Origin of the sequence: Geodermatophilus obscurus, from assembly GCF_900143215.1 — a bacterium.
In the GTDB taxonomy this organism is placed as follows: domain Bacteria; phylum Actinomycetota; class Actinomycetes; order Mycobacteriales; family Geodermatophilaceae; genus Geodermatophilus; species Geodermatophilus obscurus_A.
In genome coordinates this window covers 34,952-56,271 of sequence record NZ_FRDM01000002.1, presented here as the reverse complement: position 1 = coordinate 56,271, position 21,320 = coordinate 34,952, and the positions used below count along the sequence as shown (strand labels likewise).

Annotated in this window: 19 protein-coding genes; 7 read left to right on the top strand and 12 right to left on the bottom strand. The window is 76.5% G+C overall.

Annotated features, from left to right (window positions below; all coding sequences use genetic code 11):
- Positions 1-22: 22 nt before the first annotated feature.
- From BUB17_RS02625 to BUB17_RS02610, 4 genes are read right to left on the bottom strand one after another with little or no spacing between them, the layout of a single operon-like run.
- The gene (locus BUB17_RS02625; RefSeq protein ID WP_141242881.1) at positions 23-955 is read right to left on the bottom strand and encodes an NADP-dependent oxidoreductase; all 933 of its coding nucleotides are present in this window, start codon (positions 953-955) and stop codon (positions 23-25) included.
- The gene (locus BUB17_RS02620; protein ID WP_072912801.1) at positions 952-2,376 is read right to left on the bottom strand and encodes an NADP-dependent succinic semialdehyde dehydrogenase; all 1,425 of its coding nucleotides are present in this window, start codon (positions 2,374-2,376) and stop codon (positions 952-954) included. Before BUB17_RS02620 ends, BUB17_RS02625 begins: the two co-directional genes overlap by 4 nt.
- Positions 2,377-2,424: 48 nt before the next feature.
- Positions 2,425-3,513 (bottom strand): glycosyltransferase family 4 protein, encoded by a 1,089-nt coding sequence (locus BUB17_RS02615; RefSeq protein ID WP_072912798.1) that lies wholly within the window; start codon positions 3,511-3,513, stop codon positions 2,425-2,427.
- Positions 3,510-4,625, bottom strand: coding sequence for a glycosyltransferase family 9 protein (locus BUB17_RS02610; protein WP_072912796.1), 1,116 nt, complete (start codon positions 4,623-4,625; stop codon positions 3,510-3,512). The genes BUB17_RS02615 and BUB17_RS02610 overlap by 4 nt, the downstream gene beginning before the upstream one ends.
- An 83-nt stretch (positions 4,626-4,708) precedes the next feature.
- On the opposite strand from BUB17_RS02610, the gene BUB17_RS02605 reads away from it, so the two are divergent.
- The 3 genes from BUB17_RS02605 (at position 4,709) to BUB17_RS26540 (ending at position 8,681) form a co-directional block, all read left to right on the top strand.
- Positions 4,709-5,911 (top strand): glycosyltransferase, encoded by a 1,203-nt coding sequence (locus tag BUB17_RS02605; protein ID WP_072912793.1) that lies wholly within the window; start codon positions 4,709-4,711, stop codon positions 5,909-5,911.
- Positions 5,908-7,710 (top strand): glycosyltransferase family 2 protein, encoded by a 1,803-nt coding sequence (locus tag BUB17_RS02600; RefSeq protein WP_072912790.1) that lies wholly within the window; start codon positions 5,908-5,910, stop codon positions 7,708-7,710. The genes BUB17_RS02605 and BUB17_RS02600 overlap by 4 nt, the downstream gene beginning before the upstream one ends.
- A gap of 173 nt (positions 7,711-7,883) precedes the next feature.
- Positions 7,884-8,681, top strand: coding sequence for a competence protein CoiA family protein (locus tag BUB17_RS26540; RefSeq protein ID WP_072912787.1), 798 nt, complete (start codon positions 7,884-7,886; stop codon positions 8,679-8,681).
- 18 nt (positions 8,682-8,699) lie between these two features.
- Here the strand turns inward: BUB17_RS26540 and BUB17_RS02590 are convergent, their stop codons facing one another.
- From BUB17_RS02590 to BUB17_RS02560, 7 genes are all read right to left on the bottom strand, one after another.
- Positions 8,700-9,245 (bottom strand): DinB family protein, encoded by a 546-nt coding sequence (locus tag BUB17_RS02590; protein WP_208983297.1) that lies wholly within the window; start codon positions 9,243-9,245, stop codon positions 8,700-8,702.
- 128 nt (positions 9,246-9,373) lie between these two features.
- Positions 9,374-9,766, bottom strand: a complete 393-nt coding sequence (locus tag BUB17_RS25890) for a hypothetical protein (protein ID WP_072912784.1) — start codon at positions 9,764-9,766, stop codon at positions 9,374-9,376.
- 108 nt (positions 9,767-9,874) lie between these two features.
- Complete coding sequence (locus tag BUB17_RS02580; RefSeq protein ID WP_072912781.1) at positions 9,875-11,086, bottom strand: glycosyltransferase; 1,212 nt, start codon at positions 11,084-11,086, stop codon at positions 9,875-9,877.
- Between the two features lie 4 nt (positions 11,087-11,090).
- Positions 11,091-12,194 carry a zinc-dependent alcohol dehydrogenase gene (locus BUB17_RS02575; RefSeq protein WP_072912778.1) on the bottom strand — a complete coding sequence of 368 codons (1,104 nt, stop codon included), beginning with the start codon at positions 12,192-12,194 and terminating at the stop codon, positions 11,091-11,093.
- Complete coding sequence (locus BUB17_RS02570) at positions 12,191-13,141, bottom strand: Gfo/Idh/MocA family protein (RefSeq protein ID WP_072912775.1); 951 nt, start codon at positions 13,139-13,141, stop codon at positions 12,191-12,193. The genes BUB17_RS02575 and BUB17_RS02570 overlap by 4 nt, the downstream gene beginning before the upstream one ends.
- A gap of 47 nt (positions 13,142-13,188) precedes the next feature.
- Positions 13,189-14,160, bottom strand: coding sequence for a Gfo/Idh/MocA family protein (locus BUB17_RS02565; protein ID WP_208983296.1), 972 nt, complete (start codon positions 14,158-14,160; stop codon positions 13,189-13,191).
- Positions 14,157-15,275: a glycosyltransferase family 4 protein gene (locus BUB17_RS02560; protein WP_072912772.1), complete on the bottom strand. Its 1,119-nt coding sequence runs from the start codon at positions 15,273-15,275 to the stop codon at positions 14,157-14,159. Before BUB17_RS02560 ends, BUB17_RS02565 begins: the two co-directional genes overlap by 4 nt.
- Positions 15,276-15,807: 532 nt before the next feature.
- Here BUB17_RS02560 and BUB17_RS02555 point away from each other — a divergent pair.
- From BUB17_RS02555 to argG, 3 genes are all read left to right on the top strand, one after another.
- Complete coding sequence (locus BUB17_RS02555; RefSeq protein ID WP_072913658.1) at positions 15,808-16,746, top strand: helix-turn-helix domain-containing protein; 939 nt, start codon at positions 15,808-15,810, stop codon at positions 16,744-16,746.
- Positions 16,743-17,273 carry a dihydrofolate reductase family protein gene (locus tag BUB17_RS02550; protein WP_072912769.1) on the top strand — a complete coding sequence of 177 codons (531 nt, stop codon included), beginning with the start codon at positions 16,743-16,745 and terminating at the stop codon, positions 17,271-17,273. Before BUB17_RS02555 ends, BUB17_RS02550 begins: the two co-directional genes overlap by 4 nt.
- Before the next feature lie 124 nt (positions 17,274-17,397).
- Entirely contained in the window at positions 17,398-18,846 is a 1,449-nt protein-coding gene (argG, locus tag BUB17_RS02545) for an argininosuccinate synthase (RefSeq protein WP_072912766.1), read from the top strand.
- Positions 18,847-18,980: 134 nt separating this feature from the next.
- Here argG and BUB17_RS02540 read toward each other — a convergent pair whose 3' ends face one another.
- Positions 18,981-19,769, bottom strand: a complete 789-nt coding sequence (locus BUB17_RS02540) for a putative hydro-lyase (RefSeq protein WP_244276843.1) — start codon at positions 19,767-19,769, stop codon at positions 18,981-18,983.
- 296 nt (positions 19,770-20,065) lie between these two features.
- On the opposite strand from BUB17_RS02540, the gene BUB17_RS02535 reads away from it, so the two are divergent.
- A complete protein-coding gene (locus tag BUB17_RS02535; protein WP_083605961.1) occupies positions 20,066-21,310 on the top strand; it encodes an NRAMP family divalent metal transporter in 1,245 nt (414 codons plus the stop codon).
- Positions 21,311-21,320 lie beyond the last annotated feature (10 nt).

Sequence of the window (21,320 nt, the reverse complement as noted above, 5' to 3'; positions counted from 1 at the left end):
CGGGGAGGAGCGGGTCCTCTCGCTAGGGGACGAGCACCAGCTTGCCGTGGGTGTGGCCGGCCATCCCCTGCCGGTGCGCCGCGGCGACGTCCTCCAGCGGGAAGGTCCCGGCGACGACGACCTCCAGCCGGCCGGCGCCTGCCGCCTCGGCCAGGTCCAACCGGGCGGCGTCCCGCAGCTCGGTGCCGCGGTCGGCGCCCGGCCCGCCGCCGAGCGCTCTGATGCCGTCGGCCGAAGCCCGGCCGAAGGCGGCGACGGTGGCGATCCGTTGCCGGTCGGCGACCAGCTCGAGGGAGACGTCGACGGCCTCGTCGGTGCCGACGAGGTCCAGGGCGGCGTCCACGCCGCCCGGCGCGAGCTCCCGGACCCGGCCGGCCAGCCCGTCGCCGTAGCGCACCGGCTCGGCGCCGAACCGGCGCACCAGGTCGGCGCCGTGGCCGCCGACCGTCCCGACGACGCGGGCACTGCGCAGCGCCGCCAGCTGGACGGCCATCAGGCCCACCCCGCCGGCGGCGCCGTGCACCAGCACGGTGTCGCCCCGGCCGACGCCGGTCGCGGTCAGGGCGTGCACCGCGGTCGCGCCCGTGAGCATCAGGCCGGCGGCCGGCGCCCAGCCCAGCGACGCCGGCTTGGGCACCAGTGCCGACGCCGGGACGACGAGCTCGTCGGCGTACCCGCCGGAGACCCGGAACCCGATGACCTCGTCGCCGACGGCGAGGCCGACGTCCGGACCGGCCGCGGTGACCACCCCGGACACCTCGAAGCCGAGGCGCTTCGGCAGTGCGGCCGGATCGGTGCCGAACGCGCCGGTGTAGCTCTTCCAGTCCGCCGGGTTGACCCCCGCGGCGCGGACCTCGACCCGCGCCTGCCCGGGGCCGGGGTCGCCGACCGGCCGGTCGACGACGGCGAGCACCTCGGGGCCGCCGTAGGCGGTCGCCAGGACGACGCGGGTCACTCCGACGCCGCGGCCGCGGTGTCCCCCTCGCCCTGCCGGCTGCTGGGCGGGCCGATCCAGACGGTCTTGGCGTTGCAGAACTCGTACATGCCCACCTCGGTCAGCTCCCGGCCGTAGCCGCTCTGCTTGACCCCGCCGAAGGGCAGCTCCGGGTAGCTGGTCGTCATCCCGTTGACGAACGCCATGCCCGACTGGATGTCGCGGATGAACCGGAGCCGCTCGCCCTGGTCCTCGCTCCACAGGTTGGCGCCCAGGCCGTAGACGTGCTCGTTGGCCAGCCGGATCGCCTCGTCCAGGTCGGCGACGGTGTGCAGCGCGGCGACCGGGCCGAACACCTCCTCCGACCAGATGCCCATCTCCGGCGTCACGTCGGTGACCAGGGTCGGCTCGTAGAACCAGCCGGGCCGGTCCACCCGCTTGCCGCCGACCACGACGGTGGCGCCCTTCCCGACGGCGTCGGCCACGTAGCGCTCGACGTCCTCCCGGCCGGACTCGGTGGCCAGCGGGCCGACCTTGGTCTCCTCGTCCATCGGGTCCCCGACGGGGAGGGCCGCCATCTTCTCGGCGAACAGCCGGGTGAACTCCTCGGCGACGTCGGCGTGCACGAAGAACCGCTTCGCGGCGATGCAGCTCTGCCCGTTGTTCTGGCAGCGCGCGGTCACCGCCACCTCCGCGGCCCGGTCCAGGTCCGCCGAGGGCATGACGATGAACGGGTCGGAGCCGCCCAGCTCCAGCACCGTCTTCTTCAGCGCGTCCCCGGCGACCCTGGCCACCGCCTGACCGGCGGCGTTGCTGCCGGTCAGCGTCGCGGCCACCACCCGCTCGTCGCGGAGCACCCGCTCGACCGCACCGGACCCGATGAGCAGGGTCTGGAAGACGTCGTCGGGGAAGCCGGCCTTGCGGAACAGCTCCTCCAGGTACAGCGCCGTCTGCGGCACGTTGGACGCGTGCTTGAGCAGCCCGACGTTGCCGGCCATGAGCGCCGGGGCGGCGAACCGCATGGCCTGCCACAGCGGGAAGTTCCACGGCATGACCGCCAGCACCACACCCAGCGGTTGGTGCACCACGTACGCCTCGGTCGCGCCGACCGCCTGCGCGTCGGCCGGCCGCGGCTGCAGCATGTCCGGGCCGTGCTCGGCGTAGTAGCGCAGCGCCTTGACGCACTTGCCGACCTCCGCCTGCGCCGAGGCCAGCGTCTTGCCCATCTCGGTGGTCATCAGCTCCGCAACGCTCTTGGCGTCGGCGTCCAGCACGTCGGCGGCGGCCCGCAGCCAGCCGGCGCGCTGCTGCGGGGTGGTCAGCCGGTAGCTGTCGAAGGCGGCAGCGGCCCGGGCGATCCGCTCCTCGACGGCCTCCTCGGACAGCGGCTCGAAGGTCTGGAGCGTCTCGCCGGTGGCGGGGTTGACCGTGGCGATGGCCATGGGCGGCGTCCTCTCTCGGGTGCGGGGCTCACCGAGGCCCCGCGCGCGTCAACTCTCTCGCTCCTGGGCGTTCCCCGCGCCGGTCGCGGGCACACCCGCCGCACGGGTCAGGACGGCGAACGTCCGGCGCGCCATGAGGCCGGCGTCGAAGGCGTCGGTCGCCCGGGTCCGCGCCCGCCGTCCCAGCTCGGCCCGCCCGGCCGGGTCCCCGAGCAGGCCGGCGAGCGCCGCGGCGAGCGCTCCGGCGTCCCCCGGCGGGACGACGACGGCGTCCGGGCCGACCGCGACCGCGACGTCCCCCACGTCGGTGGCCACGCACGGCAGGCCCTCGGCCATGGCCTCCAGCAGCACCAGCGGCAGCGCCTCGCGGCGGGAGGACAGGCAGAAGACGTCCAGCCCGGCGAGGAAGCCGCGGACGTCGTCGACGAAACCGCAGAAGGTGACCGGCAGGTCCGCCGCCGCGGCGCGCAGCCGCTCGCCGTCCCGCCCCTCGCCGCCGACCACCACCTCGACCGGCACGCCGGCGCCGGTCAGCGACCGGACGGCGTCGACCAGCACGTCGAAGCCCTTCTGCGCGGTCAGCCGGCCCAGCCCGCCGACCCGCGGCACGGTCCGCCCCGCCGGCCCGGCCGGATCGGCGGGCAGGTCGACGCCGTTCGGGACGACGTGCACGCGGTCGGCGGGCACCGCCAGGTCGGTCCTCAGCTGGTCCCGCGCACCGGCGGCCGGGGTGAGGACGGCGGCCATCCGCCCGTACAGCCCGGCCAGGTGGGCGCGGACGTCCCCCGCTCCGGCGTCGCCCGGCAGGTGCAGGACGCCGACCGTGGGCGCCACCTCGAGCGCCGCCGCCACCGCCGCGGCGTTGGAGCCGGGGTCGACGAGGTTGACCAGGACGACGTCCGGGAGCTGCGCGGCCAGCGCGGCGCGCAGCGCCGGTGCGGCGCCGGTGTGCCGGGCCAGCGGGACGGCGGCCAGCCGGCCGGGCGGCACGAACGGCGCGAAGCGGCCGGCGAGCGGCTCGGCGCAGACCAGCGACGCGGTCCAGCCCAGCCAGCCGGCGCGGCGCAGCAGCGAGGTCAGGTAGACCTCCGCGCCGCCCCAGTTCTCGGAGTCGCAGACCAGCGAGACCCGCTTCACGCGACCCCCTCCCGGCCATCCCCGCGGGGATGGCCGGAAGCGAGCTCGCGGGCAGCGGCGAGCACGTCCCGGGGCCGCACCGAGTCGGCGCAGCGGAAGTCGATCGGGCAGACCAGGTGCGGGCACGGCGCGCACGGCACGTCGGCGACCAGCGCGCGGTGCCGCGGCCCGCGGTGCGCCCACCGCACCGGGTCGCCGGGCAGGAAGACGGTGACGCTGCGGGCGCCGACGGCGGCGGCCAAGTGCGCCGAGCCGGTGTCGTTGCCGACCAGCACCGCGGCGTCGCGCAGCAGCGCGGCCAGCCCGCCGAGGCTGGTCGCGCCGGTGAGGTCGACCGCCGGGGCGCGCATCGCGGCGACCACCGCCGACCCGACCGCCCGCTCCCCCGGCCCGCCGGTGACGACCACGGCCAGCCCGTCGGCGACCAGCGCGTCGCCCACGGCGGCGTACCGGTCGGCCGGCCACATGCGGGTCGGCGACGAGGCGCCCGGGTGCAGGACGGCGTAGCCGCCGGGCACCAGGCCGGCGCGGTCCAGCGTCGCCGCGTGCTCGGCCTCGTCTGCGGGCGTGAACGGGAAGGCCATCTCGGGCGGGCCGGCCGGGGGCAGGCCGAGGTGCTCGAAGAGCCGGGTGTGCCGCTCGGCCTCGTGCAGGTGCACCGGATAGCGCAGGTGCAGCTGCTCCGTGCCCGGCGGCGGCGCCCAGCCGGTCGGGGCGAACCCACCCACCAGCCGGGCGCCCAGAGCGGCGGTGACCCGGTTGGCGGCAGGCCGGTCGCCGTACGCCTGCAGCGCCAGGTCGAAGCGCCGCCCGGCCGCCGCCGCGGTGAACGCCGCCCACGACGCCGGGTCCGGCTCGCGGCCCGGCGGGCGGTCGGGGACGTCGTCCGCCCCGGGGAAGGGCAGCAGCTCGTCGACGGCGTCCGCCATCCGCTCCACCACCGCGGCGGTCTCCGGCCAGGTGACCAGGCTGACCTCCAGGTCGGGCCGGGCGGCGCGCAGCCGGCGCACCGCGGGCAGCGAGCAGAGCAGGTCGCCCAGGCCCACGCGCAGCCGCACGAGGGCCACCCGGCGCACCGCCGGGTCGGCGAGGGGTCCGCTCACCTGCGGCATCTTCCCCGGCGGCGACGCCGGCGCAACTCTGCTCTACTGCGGGTCCTGCCGATGTCGCTGGAGTCGGTCCACTCGGAGGTCCCGTGCACCCCGTCCACGTGCTGCGGCTGTGCAGCGTGTTCGAGCCGCTGCCCTCCGGGGAGGCCGCGGTCGACGGACGGTCCGCACGGTACGACCCGATCGGCGGCATGCAGAACCACACCGCCACGCTCACCCGCTGCCTCGACGCCCAGGCGCACGTGCAGACCGTGGTCACCTCGCGGCTGGCCGGCGGGCGCGGCGTCACCCGGCTGGGCCGCTCGGCCGTCGTCCACCGCACCGGGCTGCCGGTACCGCGGCTGCGCCAGCTGTGGGCGCTCGACGCGCTGCGCGTCGTCCTGCGGCGGCCCGCCCGGCCGGTCGACGTCGTGCACGCCCACCAGGGCGAGGACCTCGCCACCCTGCCGCTGGCCCGCCTCGCCGCGCGGTGGCACCGCTGCCCGTTGGTGGTGACCGTGCACTGCAGCGTCGGGCACACGCTCACCGGCGGGGGCCTGCGCACCCGCCTGCTGCGGGCGCTCGGCGGGGCGGTCGAGCGCTCCGCGCTGCGCCGGGCCGATGCCGTCGTCGTCCTCACCGACCGGACGGCCGCGGCGCTGGTCGCCGACGGGGTGCCGGCCGAGCGGGTCAGCACCGTCCCGTCGGGTTTCGACCCGCGGCTGTTCGCCGGGCGCCCGCCGGACGCGTTCCCCGGGGTCGGCCGCCCGCGGATCGGCTACGTCGGCCGGCTCGCCCCGCAGAAGCGGGCCGACCGGCTGGTCGAGGCCTTCGGCCGGATGCGCGAGCCGGCCTCCCTGGTGGTGGTCGGCGACGGCCCGGACCGCCAGCGGGTGCACGCGCTGGCGGCCGGCCTGCCGCGGGTGCACCTCACCGGGTTCGTCGAGCACACCGCCGTCCCGGCCGTGCTGGCCTCGCTGGACGTCCTGGCGCTGCCCTCGGCCTACGAGGAGATGGGCTCGGTGCTGACCGAGGCCATGGCCTCGGGGCTGCCCGTGGTCGCCAGCGACGTCGGCGGCATCCCGGAGGTGGTGCACCACGGCGTCACCGGGCTGCTCGTGCCGCCCGGGGACGCCGACGCGCTGGCCGCGGCGCTGGACCGGCTGGCCGCCGATCCCGAGCTGCGGGCCCGGCTCGCCGCGGGGGCGCTGGTCCGGGCTGAGGAGTACGCGTGGCCCCGGCTGGCCGCGCGGGTGGCGTCGGTCTACGCGCGGGTGCGGGAGGGGGACGTGCTGGAGGCGGTGGCGTGACGGCGGTCGGCGTGCTCGTGCCGGTGTACGACCAGGCCGCCTTCCTGCCCCGCGCGCTCGAGTGCCTGCGCGCGCAGTCCCGCGCCGACTGGACGGCGCTGGTGCTCGACGACGGCTCACCGGACCCCTCGGCGGTGGCCGACGTGGTGCGCGGGCTGGCCGACCCACGGGTGCGGCTGGTCCGGTGGCCGGACAACCGCGGGCTCGGCGCGACGCTGAACGCCGGGCTCGACGTGCTGGACGCCCCGCTGGTCGCCTACCTCCCGGCCGACGACGTCTGGTCCCCCGACCACCTGGCCGCGCTGCTCGACTGCCTGGCCGAGCCGGGCGCCGTCCTGGCGCGGTCGGGCCTCGCCGAGCCCCCGGACACCCCCTACGCGCAGCTGGTGCAGGTCGCGCACCGGGTCACCGCCGACCGGTGGACCGAGCGGGCCGAGCTGGAGTCCGACGACCTGGGCCGGCTGATGTGGGACCGGCTGCGGGCCCGCGGGCGGACGGCGGACACCGGCCGCGTCACCTGCTCCTGGACCTGCCACCCCGGCCAGCGGTCGGCCGTGCTGCGGGAGTCGCGGGACGGCGGGCTCAACGTCTTCCGCAGCCGCTACCGGGTGCGCGAGCCGCTGCGCTTCGCCTCCTCGGACGGCGGCGACGTCGACGAGGTGGCCCGCTACGCGCGGTTCCGGTCGCGGTCGTACCCGCCGTCGGCGGACGGGCTGTCGGTGCTGGTGGCCGGCGAGCTGGCGCTCAACCCGGAGCGGGTGCTGGCGCTGGCCGGGCGCGGGCACTCCCTCACCGGGCTGTGGACCACGGACGGCCTGGGCGACTCGACCGTGGGGCCGCTGCCGTTCGGGCACGTACCGGACCTCGACCGCGACCGCTGGCGGTCCGCGGTGGGCGAGCTGGCGCCCGACGTGGTGTGGGCGCAGCTGAACTGGCGGGCGGTGCCGTTCGCGCACGCGGTGCAGTCGGCGTTCCCGCAGCTGCCGTTCGTGTGGACGTTCAAGGAGGCGCCGCAGCGCAGCACCGTCCGCGGCGAGTGGCCGCTGCTGGCCGACCTGGTGTGCCGCGCCGACGCGTCGCTGTTCGCCACCGAGGAGGAGCGCGACTGGTTCGCCCTCGCGCTGTCCGGCCGGGTCGATCCGGCCCGGCTCGGCGTGCTGGACGGCGACCTGCCCACGCGCGACTGGCTCGACGCCCCGCTCTCGCCCCGGCTCTCCGACCACGACGGGCAGCCGCACACCGTCGTCGCGGGCCGGCCGGCCGGGCTGGACCTCGACTGGGTGCTGGCACTGGCTGCACGGGGGGTGCACACCCACCTCCACGGCCAGGTGCGGGCGCCCGGACCGAAGGGGTCGTGGACCGGCTGGCTGGCCGCCGCGCTCGCCGCCGCGCCGGGGTTCGTGCACGTGCACCCGCCGGTGGGGCCGGAGGCCTGGGTGCGCGAGCTGTCGCGGTACGACGCCGGGTGGCTGCACCGGTTCGACAGCACCAACGACGGGGACCTGCGGCGGGCGACGTGGGACGACCTCAACTCCCCCGCCCGGCTGCCGGTGTACCTGGCCGCCGGGCTGCCGCTGCTGCAGCAGGCGAACCCGGGGTCGCTGGTGTCGGTGGAGCGGGTGCTGCGCCGCGACGGCACCGGGCTGTTCTACCGGGACGCCGACGACGTGGCCGCCGTCCTGGCCGCAGAGCTGGCGTCCCGGCGGGGTGCGGCGGCGGCGCTGGCGGTGCGGGAGCAGCACACCTTCGACGCGCACGCCGACCGCGTCGTGGACCTGTTCCGGTCGGTCGCCCGCTGAGAGAGGACCTCCCTGCCCCCACCGCCCGCGAGCTCGCACCAGGCCTCGTCCAGAGGCTCGCCGCGAGCTTGCGAGCGGTGAGGAGGACGGGGTCCTTCAACCTGCAGGGAGGCCGCTGTCCGGCTCGTCCTGTCGGGCTCCGTCCTGTCGGACCCCCGGCCTACCGTCGCGGCGTGTCGATCGAGCTGCGGTGGGCGGTGACGGACGGGCCGGCGGGCACGGCCGCCGTCACCCTGCCCGAGGACGGGACGGCGGCCCGCGTGCTCGGCCTGCACCGCGACGGCGGCTTCTGGTGCTCCCGCGAGGCCGGTGGGTGCGGCAGCCGGCTCGTCCTGGAGGTGCGGGAGGGCTCCCGGCCGCACTTCCGCCACTCCGGCGACGTGCGCTGCGCTCTCCCCGGGTCCGACGCCGGGCCGGCGTACGAGCACCTCCGCTACCGGCGGGCGGTGGCGGCGTGGCTCGCCGCGCAGGGGTTCCGGCCGCGGTTCGAGGAGGTCCCGGGTCCGGCCGGGAGCGGCGGCCTGCACGTCGTCGTGGCCGAGGTGGGCGCCGCGGTGGAGGTGCAGCTGTCAGCGCTGCCGGACACCGCCTGGCGCGAGCGCGACGACCGGTACCGGACGCGGGTCCGGCACGTGACCTGGCTCTACGGGCCGGCCGCCGAGTCGGCAGCGGACACCGAGCTGGCGGTGCGCGGCGTGGCCTACGCGGTGCGCCGGCACAACACCGGGCTGCTGGTCGGCGTCCGCGACGTCGACGGCGGCACGCGCTGGGTGCGGCTCGGCGCGTGCCGCCTCACCACCGACGGTTTCGAGGCACCGGGGGCCGAGGAGGCCCGGGCGCTGCACGCCCGGCGCGCGACCGACCGGCGGGAGGCGGCGCGCCGGGCCGCCCGGTGCGCGGAGCGGGCGGCGCGGGGGCCGCGGGACCACCCTCGGGTCGAGGCACCGCCCCTCCTCCCGTTTCCCGCGTAGCGGCCGGCGCTGCTCCGGCTACTCGCCGGTGGCGCCGTCCAGGGCCTCGCGGAGCAGGTCGGCGTGGCCGTTGTGCCGCGCGTACTCCTCGACCAGGTGCAGCAGGATCCAGCGCAGCGAGAACTCGTCGTCGCGGCCCCACGGCCGGTCCGCGGTGTCGAACGGGAGCTGGTCGACCACCGTGCCGACCGCGCGGGTGACGGCGTGCCAGATCGCCCAGGCCGCGTCGACGTCCTCCTGCGTGACGGTCGTGGAATCGACCCGGAACTGCTCGTCGCGGTCCCGGACCACGTCCGGCCACGCGTCGTGCGGCAGCCCGCCGAAGCCGACGAGCCAGCCCGTCTCGACGGCCGCGAGGTGCCGCACCATGCCGAGCAGGGTGAGGTCGGAGGTGGCGACGGCGCGGGTCGCCAGCTGCTGCGGCGAGAGCCCCGCGCACTTCCACGCGAGGGTCTGCCGCTGGAAGTCGAGGAAGCCGGTCAGCAGCGGGACCTCGTCCCCGACCAGTGGGGCCTCGGTGCGGTCGTCCTGGGGCGTCACCGCCACCTCCTCGTCCGGCGTCACGCCCGGGACGCTAACCGCCCGACGGCGTCCGAGCGCGGGGCGAGGCCGTTCGCGGTGCGTGCACACATCGCGTGTCCGGGTGCGCCGGGACAGCGCTGCGTGCACCCACCGCGACCGGACGGCGGGTGCTACGACGCGGGCTGCTCCTCGGACGGGCTGTCTGCCGCGGTCGCGTCGCCCGGCGCCGGCGTGGGAGCCGGGATGTCCGGCCGCGCCGGGTGCCGGGTGAGGCGGGGCAGGTGCAGGCGCGGGACGTGCAGGACCTCGCGGGTGTGCGCGAGCCGGTCGACGACCCGCGGCGACAGGTGCACGTGCGGGAGGTGTGACAGGTGCGGGTGCGGGACGCGCTGCGCCACCAGCCCCGCCGCCCGCACGCGCAGCCCCGCCTCCTCGCGCGCCCGGACGGCCGCCCGGGCGGCCCGGTGGTCCCGCTCCCACCGCGCCGTGTTGCTCCGCGCCATCGCGATGACCAGCGCGATCTCCACTCCGAAGCCGAGCACGACGATGATCGCCCACTTCATGACGACCCACTCCCCGAACCGCCGAGGCAGCCCGGCCCACCCGGCGTCAGCGGCGATGACGGCAGGATCCGCCGCCCCTCGTTGCGGCACAAGGGAGTCCGGAACGACTCACCGCGCGACACGCCGGTAGAGCTCCTGCAGCGCCGTGACGTGGCCGTCCGGGTCGTGCCGCGCCCGCACCCGCGCCCACCCGGCCCGGCCCATCCGGTCGGCCTCGTCGGACCGGTCCAGCAGCCGGGTCAGCGCGCCGGCCAGCGCAGCGGCGTCCCCCGGCGGCACCAGCAGCCCGGTCGAGCCGTCGTCCACCAGCTCGGGGACGCCGCCCACCGCCGAGGCGACCACCGGGACCCCCTGCGCGGCGGCCTCGAGCACCGCCATCGGGCAGTTCTCCCACCACAGCGCCGGCAGGACGGCGACCGCCGCGGCCCGCAGCGCAGCCGCGACGTCCGGCGGCGGCAGCGGGCCGAGGACGTCGACCGGCAGCCGCTCCGGCGCGACCCGGGAGCGCACCGCCCGCTCCAGCCGTCCGGACCCGGCCAGCCGCACCCGCACGCCGGGCGGCAGCCGTGCGGCGGCGTCCAGCAGGGTGTCCACGCCCTTCTCCGCGACCAGCCGGGAGGCGTACAGCACCGTCGGCGGCTCGGCCCGGGCCGGCCGGGGCTCGGTTGCGGCCACCACGGGGTTGGGCAGCACCTCCACCCGCGCGGCCGGCAGCCCACCCTCGACCACCCGGTCGCGGAGGAACGCGCTCGGCGCGAGGAAGCGGTCGACCCGGTCGTAGACGCCGCGGGAACGGGAGGCGTAGGCATCGGCCGCGGCGGCGACCGACCGCCACCGCGAACCCTCCAGGCAGCGGTGCCGCACCACCTGCCAGTAGCCGCCGGACAGGCACCGGGTGCACGGCGCGCCGTCGGTGAACAGCCGGAAGTTGGGGCAGACCGGCTTGTAGTCGTGCAGCGTCATCACCGTCGGCACGCCCCGGCGCTGCAGCGCGTCGAGCACCGAGACGGTCAGCCGCTCGAAGACGTGGTGCACGTGCGCGACGTCCGGCCGCACCTCGTCGATCACCCGCACCAGGGCCCGGAACGCCCGCGGCGACCAGGTGCCCGCCCACGCCTCGCCGAACCGGGTGCGCGCGCCGGCGCCGGCCGCCGTCGGCAGGGACGAGCGCACCGGCGTCGGCAGCGTCCGCTCCTCGGCGACGGCGAACGGCACCACCTCGTGCCCGGCGGCGCGCAGCAGGTCCGCGGTGAGCACCAGCATCGTCTCCGCACCGCCCGGGGCCAGCGTCCAGTGGTTGCCGACCAGCAGGACCCGCACGGGCTCAGCCGCCCGGGAAGCTCAGCACCGCCTGCAGCGGCGGGGCGGCCAACCGGCGGCCGGCGAGGTCGGCCAGCAGCCGCGGCCCCTCCTCGAACGGCAGGACGTCGGTGACCAGGTGGGCGCGGATCTCCGGACCCCGCTCGCGCAGCAGGTCCAGGGTGACCTGCGCCAGCGCCGTCCGCGGCCAGGCGTCGGCCATGCCGCGCGGCACCCGGCCGACCTGCGCGCAGACCACCGCCAGGCCGTTGTGGTGGAACTCCTCGCCGAGCCGCACCGCCTCGGCGCCGGCCTGGTAGAAGCCCAGGTCGACGACGGTGCCCTGGGGGCGCAGCGCCTTGAGCCCGGTGGCCAGCGCGGCGTCGTGGCCCCGGCACTGCAGGACGACGTCGGCGCCGGCGTCCCCCCGCCCGTGGTGCCAGCGCTCCTTGACCGCGCGCCAGGCGGACCCGTCATCGGCGAGGGTGGCCAGGCCCAGCGCCTCGGCGACCGCCCGCCGCTCGGCGGAGGGCTCGGCGACGACGACGTCGGCGCCGTGCCGGACGGCGAGCAGCGCGCTCAGCAGCCCGATGACGCCGGCGCCGGTGACCAGCACGTGCCGGTCGCGCACCCCGGCGTCCACACCCGCGCCCGGCCCGGCGGCGTCGGCCGCGGCGTGCAGCAGCCCGTTGACGCAGATCGGCCCCATCTGCGCGAGGTAGACGCCGAGCAGCGGGTCGAGGTCGTCGGGCACCGGGATCACCGGCCTGGCCGAGGGGTCGGCGCAGACGCCGGTGCGGTGCCCGTACGCCATGGCCACCAGCTGTCCCTCGGCGAGCTCCGGGGTGCGGCTCACGGTGACCCGGCCGACCTCCATGTAGCCCAGCGCGCGGACCGGGTAGGTGGCCGGCGGGCCCGCGTCGTCGTCGAAGGACCGCAGGTCGGGGTCCCAGTGCAGCAGGTGGTGCGGGTCGGTGCCGCGGACGATCGCCACCTCCGTGCCGGCGCTCACCCCGCTCCACTCGGTGCGCACCCACGCCTGCCCGGGGCCGGGGTCGGGTTCCTCGACGTCCAGGATCGCCGGCTCCCCCGGCGCGACGACGCCGATGCTGCGGACCACCCGGCTCACAGCTGCACCGTTCCGCCGTCGACGGCCGCGGTGGCGACGGTGACCGCCAGCCGGTGCGTGCGCAGGGCCTCCCGGTAGGTCGTCCGGACGTCGTCCCCCTCGCCGCGGAGGGCGGCGACGAACGCGCGGTCCTCGGCCGCGAAGGGGTCGACGCCGCGGTGCACCGTCCGCTCGCCGTCGGCGTCGGTGACCACCAGCTGGTGCTCGGTGAGCCACAGGCCCAGGCCGGGTGCGACCAGCTCGACGCCGATCCGCTGGGCCCGCGGCAGCAGGCAGCTGTTGGAGAAGGACCCGACCGCGCCGGAGGTGAACCGCAGCGCGGCGGTGCACACGTCGAGGATGTCGCCGGGGCCCTCGGCGGAGCGCGAGCCGGTGGCCCAGCCGCCCGCCACCTCGCCGACCAGCACCCGGGCGACGTCGAAGAGGTGGGTGGCCTGCTCGACGGTCTGCCCGCCCGAGCCGTCCTGCCGGGCCCACCAGTCCACGCGCGGCGCCCTGTCCAGCCACGTGCCCAGCACCATGCGGGCCGGCGCCTCGGCGAGCAGCTCGCGGGCGGTCTCCAGGGTGTCCAGGTAGCGCCAGTGGTAGCCGACCGAGGTGAGCAGGCCGGCACCGTCGATCCGGTCGGCCAGCGCCTCGGCGGTGGGCAGGTCGGTCGCCAGCGGCTTCTCCACGAACAGCGGCAGCCCGCGCTCGACGGCGGCGCCCTCGACCTCCCCGTGCGCGTGCGGCGGCACGCAGACGTAGAGCGCGTCGAGCCGCTCCACGTCGATCAGGTCCTGCCAGTGGGCGTAGGCCGCCGCCCCCGCCCGGGCGGCGAGCACCTCGGCCCGGTCGGCCCGCGGGTCGGCGACCCCGGCGACCGCCACGCCCTCGATGGCGCTGAGCGCGTCCAGGTGCCGGCCGGCGATGAACCCGGCCCCGACCAGGCCGATCCTCGTCGTCATGCCGACCCCGTGCCCGGGCGGGCCGGTCGGTGAAACCCGGCCGGCACTCAGGAGGCCGGCCGCACGGACGTGCCCTCGCGGGCGGCCCGGTCGGCCGCGCAGGCGAGCGCGTGCGTGCGCAGGGCCTCCGCGTAGGGGACCCGGACCCCCGCCGACCGGCCGAGCAGGACGTCGACGAACTCGCGGTCCTCGGCGGCGACCGGGTCCTCGTCGCTGCGGCTGACCTCCTCGCCGTCGGCCGTGACCACCCGCGACGAGTGGTCGCTCAGGCTGCGCTCGGACAGCTCGACCACCCGCCCTTCGGTCACCACCTGCAGGCCGACCGCGTGCCGCCAGCCGAGGACCCGCGTCGAGGAGATGCTGCCCACCGCACCCGACGCGAAGCGGAGCAGCGCCACGGCCGCCGTCGGGACCTCGCCGTCGGCGCCGGCCGGCCGCTCGGCCGCCGAGACCAGGTCCACCTCCCCGGCGAGCAGCCGGGCCAGGTCGAGGACGTGCGTCGTCTGCTCGACCACCTGCCCGCCCGAACCGCCGCGCTGCACCCACCAGGGCGGCGCGGGTGTCCGGTCCAGCCAGGAACCGGTGACCAGCTGCACCTCCCCGGGCGGCACCGTCTCCGCCGCGCGCTGCACGACCCCCAGGTGCCGCCAGTGGTAGCCCACCGCCGTGAGGAGGCCGGTCCGGGCGACCTCGGCCGCGACCGCCTCCGCGGTGGTCAGGTCCAGGGCCAGGGGTTTCTCCACGAAGAACGGCAGCCCGCGGGCGACGGCCGCCGCCTCCAGCGGCCCGTGCGCGAACGGCGGGACGCACAGCCAGACCGCGTCGAGCTCCTCGGTCTCCAGGAGTGCGAGCCCGTCGCCGTGGGCCCGCGCCCCGCACCGTGCCGCGGCGGCCTCGGCCCGCTCGCGCACCGGGTCGGCCACGGCCACGACCGTCACGTCGGGGAAGGCCGTCAGCGCCGCCAGGTGCCGGCCCGCGATGAACCCGGTGCCGACGACGCCCACCCGCAGCCGGCTCACCGCCCGGTCCCGCGCAGCGCCGCCTCGTAGACCGCCGCGGTGTCCCGGGCCATCCGCTCGCGGGTGAAACAGGTCAGGTACCGGCGCCGGCCGGCGGCGCCCTGCCGGCGCCGCAGGTCCGGGTCGGCCAGCAGCCGTCCGAGGGCCGCCTCCAGGGCGGCGGGGTCCGCGGGCCGCACCAGCGCGCCGGTGACCCCGTCGTCGACGACTTCCTCGCTGCCGATGACGCGGGTGGCCACCACCGGGAGTCCCGCCTCCATGGCCTCCAGCGCCACCAGCGGCATCCCCTCGTGCCGCGAGGGCAGGGCGAAGACGTCGGCCGCGGCCAGCAGCTGGCGGGCGTCGGCCCGGTGGCCGGGGAACCGGACGGCACTCCCCACGCCCAGCCCGGCGCTCCGCTTCTCCAGGGTCTCCCGCAGCGGCCCGTCCCCGAGGAGGACGACGGCGAGGTCGGGGAAGCGGGCGAGCAGCCGCGGCACGGCGTCGACGAGGTGGCACTGGCCCTTCATGTGGGTCAGCCGGCCCACGGTGAGGACGACGGGCTGCCGCGGGTCCAGCCCGAGGGCCGCCCGGGCGGCGTCCCGGCTTATCCGGTGGGAGAGCGGCGCCACCCCATTGGCCACGGTGGTGATCCGCTCCGGTGGGACACCGATCCGCGAGTAGGTGCGGCGCAGTCCCTCGGAGACGGCGACCAGCCGGTCGACCTCCTCGATCGCGTGGTGGTAGGCCCGCCGCTTGCGCGGATGGGACACCAGGTAGGGCAGGTGCTGGGTCTGCACCACCACCCCGCACCCGGCGCGGCGGGCCAGGCGGACGCCGTCCCAGTCCTCGCAGCCGGTGCCGACGTGGCAGTGGAAGACGTCCGCGGGGGAGGTGTCGAGGAAGCCCGTGACGACCCGGGCGAACCGCGGGTCGCGGGGGGAGGGCAGCTCGACCGTGCGGGCACCGAGCGCGGCGGCGCGGTCGAGCAGCCGCCGGCCACCCACGGTCGGTCTCATCATCAGCGCCACGTCGGCCGTCCCCGCGTACTCGGCGAGCAGGTCCACCATGTGCGCGCCCATCCCCGAGGGGTCGGTGGACGGCGTGTAGAGGCAGATCGAGCGACGGACGGACATCGGTGGCCTCCTCGTCGGCACCCCGTGGTCTCCGGGAGCGAGGAAGCTACCGCCTCGCCACCACCCGTGTGATCCGCGGCACACCGGCCCGGCCACGCCGTGCAGAGCCCGACCGGGCGCCGGCCCTCTCCCGCCCACGACCCCGAGGGGGCCCCGCCGGGTGGTCCGGGGAGGCGTTGGCCCGCCGGCCGAAGAGGTCCTCGGGGTCCAGGCGGCCGCCGTCGACCGGCCGGCCGCGGACGCCGACGATCCGGCGTCCTGCACCGCGATGTCGAGGGCGTCGCCGTTGCCGTACGGGGTCGACGCCGACTGCACCCAGCGGTCGACGTCGTCCTCGGTCAGCCCGTCGGCGGGGTACCGGTCGACCCGCGTCCGCCAGGTCTCCCCCGGCCCGGACGGCGTCCGGTGCCGACGGCTCGGCCGGGCGGTCGGCCACGTCGACCGCCGCCGGTTCGGGCAACCGGCCGGCGGCGGCACAGGAGGGCAAGAACGGTCGGGCGCGGGATCGCCGTCCCCGGCCAGACTGCCCCACGTGGCCGACGACGACCCCCTCCCCGGACGGGACCGGCTCCGCGAGCTGCTCGACGCCGTCCTCGACGAGGACAACCGCACGCTCCCCGACATGGCCGGCGACGCCTACGCCAGCCCCTGGTACTTCGCCCGGCAGGTCAGCCGGGGCGCCGGGGAGCCGCCGGTGGCGCTGCGCCGCCGGGTGCTGCTGGAGCGGGCGGCGTGGCAGTTGCGCGAGGGGTCGAGCGTCACCGCGGCCGCCTTCGCCGCCGGGTACGAGTCGGTCGAGGGCTTCGCCCGCGCCTTCGGCCGCGCCTACGGGCACTCCCCCGGCACGCCGGACGACGGCCGGCCGCGCACCCGCGACGAGCACTGGCTGCCGGCGCCCAACGGCATCCACTTCCACCCGCCGACCTCGCTGTGGGTCGCCGACGACAGCGGGCGCGGCTCCCCGGACGAGGTGACCGCGATGCTGGTCCACCACGACGTCGAGGACACCCGCGCCCTGCTCGAGGGAGCGAAGGCACTTCCGGACGAGGAGTACCGCCGCGCCCGGCTGCCCGGGCTCTCGGTCCTGGCCTGGAGCGGCGCGGAGGAGTCCGTCGCCGCCCTCCTCGGCGCACTGGTGTGGACCAAGGAGGTGTGGCTGGCCTCCATCGAGGGCGCCGGGCAGCCCGCCCGCGGCGCCGACGACCCGGCCGCCCTGCTGGCCCGGCACGACGCCGTGGCACCGCGCTGGCTGGCCGCCGTCCGCGACATCGCCCGGCGCGGCGCCTGGGGCGACCGGCTGGTCGACGCGCTGTGCGAGCCGCCGGAGACCTTCGTCCTCGGCAGCGTCGTCGCCCACGTCCTCACGTTCTCCGGGCACCGGCGGCTGCTGGTGCGCCACCTGCTCCGGGACGCCGGCCTGGCCGTCGACTCCGGGGACCCCATCGACTGGCTGACCAGGAGGAACCGATGACGCGCACCGTCTACTACACCGCGACCAGCCTCGACGGCTTCATCGCCGACGAGCGCCACTCGCTGGACTGGCTGCTCTCCCGGCACTCCGACGAGCACGGCCCGATGGGCTACGCGGAGTTCGAGAAGCGGGTCGGCGCGCTGGCCATGGGCGCCACGACCTACCAGTGGGTGCAGGAGCACGACCCAGGCGCGTGGGCCTACACCGTCCCGGCCTGGGTCCTCACCCACCGGCAGTTCACCGCTCCCCCGGGCGCCGACGTCCGGTTCACCGCCGCCGACGTCGCCGAGGTGCACGGGCAGATGGTCGCCGCCGCCGGGGACCGCGACGTGTGGATCGTGGGCGGCGGCGACCTGGCCGGCCAGTTCGCCGACCGCGGCCTGCTCGACGAGGTGGTCGTGGCGATCGCCCCGGTCACCCTCGGCGGCGGGGCGCCGCTGCTGCCGCGCCGGCTCGAGCTGGTCCGCACCGAGGAGGCGGTCAACGGCGAGTTCGTCTGCGTCCGCTACGACGTCGTCCGGGGGTGAGGCGGCCGAAGCGTCGCGAGGCCGCGGCGTCGCGAGGCCGCGGGGGCGGTTGCGGTCGCCGACCGGGCCGGTGTCGGTGGGCCCACCGACGCATGGTCATTCACAGTCGTGCATACTTCTTCGGGTGTCCAAGGTGCTCACCTCCCTGCCCGTCGGCGAACGCGTCGGGATCGCCTTCTCCGGTGGTCTCGACACCTCGGTGGCGGTCGCGTGGATGCGCGACAAGGGCGCGGTGCCCTGCACCTACACCGCCGACATCGGCCAGTACGACGAACCCGACATCAGCTCGGTGCCCGGGCGCGCCGCCGCCTACGGCGCGGAGGTCGCCCGGCTGGTCGACGCCCGTGCGGCGCTGGTCGAGGAGGGCCTGGCGGCCCTGACCTGCGGGGCGTTCCACATCCGCTCCGGCGGGCGCAGCTACTTCAACACCACGCCGCTGGGCCGCGCGGTCACCGGCACCCTGCTGGTGCGCGCCATGCTCGAGGACGACGTCCAGATCTGGGGCGACGGCTCGACCTTCAAGGGCAACGACATCGAGCGGTTCTACCGCTACGGCCTGCTGGCCAACCCCTCGCTGCGGGTCTACAAGCCGTGGCTGGACGCCGACTTCGTCACCGAGCTCGGCGGCCGCAAGGAGATGTCGGAGTGGCTGACCGCGCACGGCCTGCCCTACCGGGACAGCGCGGAGAAGGCCTACTCCACCGACGCCAACATCTGGGGCGCCACCCACGAGGCCAAGGCGCTCGAGCACCTCGACACCGGCGTGGAGATCGTGCAGCCGATCATGGGTGTGCGGTTCTGGGACCCGGACGTCGACATCGAGCCCGAGGACGTGACGATCGGCTTCGAGCAGGGCCGGCCGGTGGTGATCGACGGCAAGACGTTCGACACCGCCGTCGACCTGGTGCTGGCGGCCAACGCGATCGGCGGCCGGCACGGGCTCGGCATGTCCGACCAGATCGAGAACCGCGTCATCGAGGCCAAGAGCCGCGGCATCTACGAGGCCCCGGGCATGGCACTGCTGCACGCCGCCTACGAGCGGCTGGTCAACGCCATCCACAACGAGGACACCCTCGCCACCTACCACAGCGAGGGCCGGCGCCTCGGCCGGCTGATGTACGAGGGCCGCTGGCTGGACCCGCAGGCGCTGATGCTCCGGGAGGCCCTGCAGCGCTGGGTCGGGACGGCGGTCACCGGCGAGGTCACGCTGCGGCTGCGGCGCGGCGAGGACTACTCGATCCTCGACACCACCGGACCGGCGTTCAGCTACCACCCGGACAAGCTGTCGATGGAGCGCACCGCGGACTCCGCCTTCGGCCCGTCGGACCGGATCGGCCAGCTGACCATGCGCAACCTCGACATCGCCGACTCCCGGGCCAAGCTGGAGCAGTACGCGGCCCTCGGCATGGTCGGCAGCGGGCACCCGCGGCTGATCGGGGTCGCCCAGGCGGCCTCGACCGGGCTGATCGGCGCGATGGACGCCGGGGGCGCGGAGGCCATCGCCTCCCGCGGCACGGTCGCCGACGACGAGCAACTGCTCGACCGCGCCGCGATGGAGTCCGGCACCGACTAGGCCACTCCTGCAGGGGCCCATCCCGAGCGTGCGAGGGATGGGGGGCAGGGTGGTCCTTCACTGCCCCCCACCGCTCGCAAGCTCGCGGCGGGGCCCTGCAGGGGGGCCACCGTCTCGCGCCGGAGGGCCGGTTGTCACGTTTGGCGGTAGACCGCGTCCGGCACGTCGGTGACGAACATGTGTCCGGGCGCGTGGGTGATCGCGAACGGCGGCCGGGAGGCCATCAGCGCCGCCTGCGGCGTGACCCCGCAGGCCCAGAACACCGGGACGTCGCCGTCGGCGGACTCGACCGGGTCGCCGAAGTCGGGGGCGCCCAGGTCGGCGATGCCCAGGGCGTCGGGGGTACCGACGTGCACCGGCGCCCCGTGCACCTGCGGCATCCGGGCGGTCACCTGCACCGCGGCGGCCACCAGCTCGCCGGGCACCGGCCGCATCGAGACCACCAGCGGCCCGGACAGCCGGCCGGCCGGGCGGCAGGGCCGGTTGGTGCGGTACATCGACACGTTGCGTCCCTGCTCGATGTTGCGCACCGGCACACCGGCGTCCAGCAGCGCGGTCTCGAAGCTGAAGCTGCACCCGATGAGGAAGGCGACCAGCTCGTCGCGCCACAGGTCGACGACGTCGGTCGGCTCCTCGACCAGCTCGCCGTCCCGCCACACCCGGTAGCGCGGCAGGTCGGTGCGCAGGTCGGCGTCCGGCGCCAGCGCCGTGCGGTACGACCCGGCGTCGGTCACGTCGAGCAGGGGCACCGGCTTCGGGTTGCGCTGACCGAACAGGAGCATGTCGTAGGCCCAGTCCTGCGGGACGACGAACAGGTTGGCCTGGGTGTAGCCGGGCGCCCAGCCCGACGACGGGACGGCCAGGCCGGCGCGGTAGTGCTCGCGGGCGACCGCGGGGTCGGCGGCGGGCATCGTGGCGGTCACGGGTCCTCCTCGGTCGGTCGCGAGAAGCCAGGCGCCCATCGTCCCCCGGCCACCCCCGCCCGGCTCCTCCGCGGGTCCCCCTTCCGCCGTCCCCGGCCCACTGCCCCGTCCGACCCTGCGGACGATCATGGGGCTGCGGGGGCGACACGCGGACGAGCTCCGGCGCGTCGCCGCGCCGACTCCGTGATCGCCTGCGAGCGGCCGGCTGCCGGCGCGGACGGAGCGCCGCCCGCTCTCACGTTGCCGCTGCCTGCAAGGGCCCCTAGCGTCGGACCCCCGCCGTCGTGGAGAAGCCCATGTCGCAGAGCCACGAGCCCGCCCCCGCCACCACCGCCCCGGCCAGCAGCCGCATGGCCGCGGGCACGCGCTCGACCCTGCTCGGCGCGATGTTCCTCATGGCCACCTCGGCCATCGGCCCCGGGTTCATCACCCAGACGACCACCTTCACCGTCCAGCTGGGCGCCGCGTTCGCCTTCGCCATCGCCGTCTCGATCGTTCTCGACATCGCGCTGCAGCTGAACGTGTGGCGGGTGATCGGGGTCAGCGGACGGCGGGCCCAGGAGCTGGGGAACCTCGTCTTCCCCGGCCTCGGCTGGGTCATGGCCGCCTTCCTGCTGATCGGCGGGCTGGTGTTCAACATCGGCAACGTCGCCGGCGCGGGCCTCGGCACGGACGCGATGCTCGGGCTGGACCCGAGGATCGGCGGCGCGATCTCCGCCGTCATCGCCATCGGCATCTTCCTGAGCAGGAAGGCCGGGGTCGCGGTCGACCGGATCGTCGTCGTCCTCGGCCTGGTGATGATCGTGCTCACCGCGTACATCGCGATCACCTCGGGCCCACCGGTGGGCCAGGCGCTGCGCAACGTCGTCCTCCCCGAGGAGGTCTCCTTCCTGGCGATCACCACGCTGGTCGGCGGCACGATCGGCGGTTACATCGTCTACGCCGGCGCCCACCGGCTGCTGGACTCGGGGATCACCGGCCGGGAGCACGTCCGCGACATCACCCGCGGCTCGATCACCGGGATCGTGATCACCGGGATCATGCGGGTCGTCCTCTTCCTCGCCATCCTCGGCGTGGTGGCCGGGGGCGCCGACCTCGGCACGGAGAACCAGGCGGCCAACGCCTTCCAGGCCGCGGCGGGCGAGGTCGGGCTGCGGGTCTTCGGCATCGTGCTGTGGGCCGCGGCGATCACCAGCGTCATCGGCGCCTCCTACACGACGGTCTCCTTCGTCACCTCCCGCACCCGCACCAGCGACCGCACCCGCACGATGCTGGTGGTCGGCTTCATCGCGGTCACCACGTTGGCCTTCCTCCTCCTCGGTGCCGCCCCGACCACGCTGCTGGTCTTCGCCGGCGCGTTCAACGGCCTGCTGCTGCCGATCGGGATCGCGGTGATCCTCTGGGTGGCCACCCGCCGGTCCGACCTGCTGAACGGGTACCGCTACCCGCGCTGGTTGCTCGTGGTCGGCTGGGCGGCGTGGTTGCTGACGCTCTACCTGGCGGTCAACTCCATCCGCCCGGTGATCGCGCTGTTCTCGTGAGGGAGGCTGG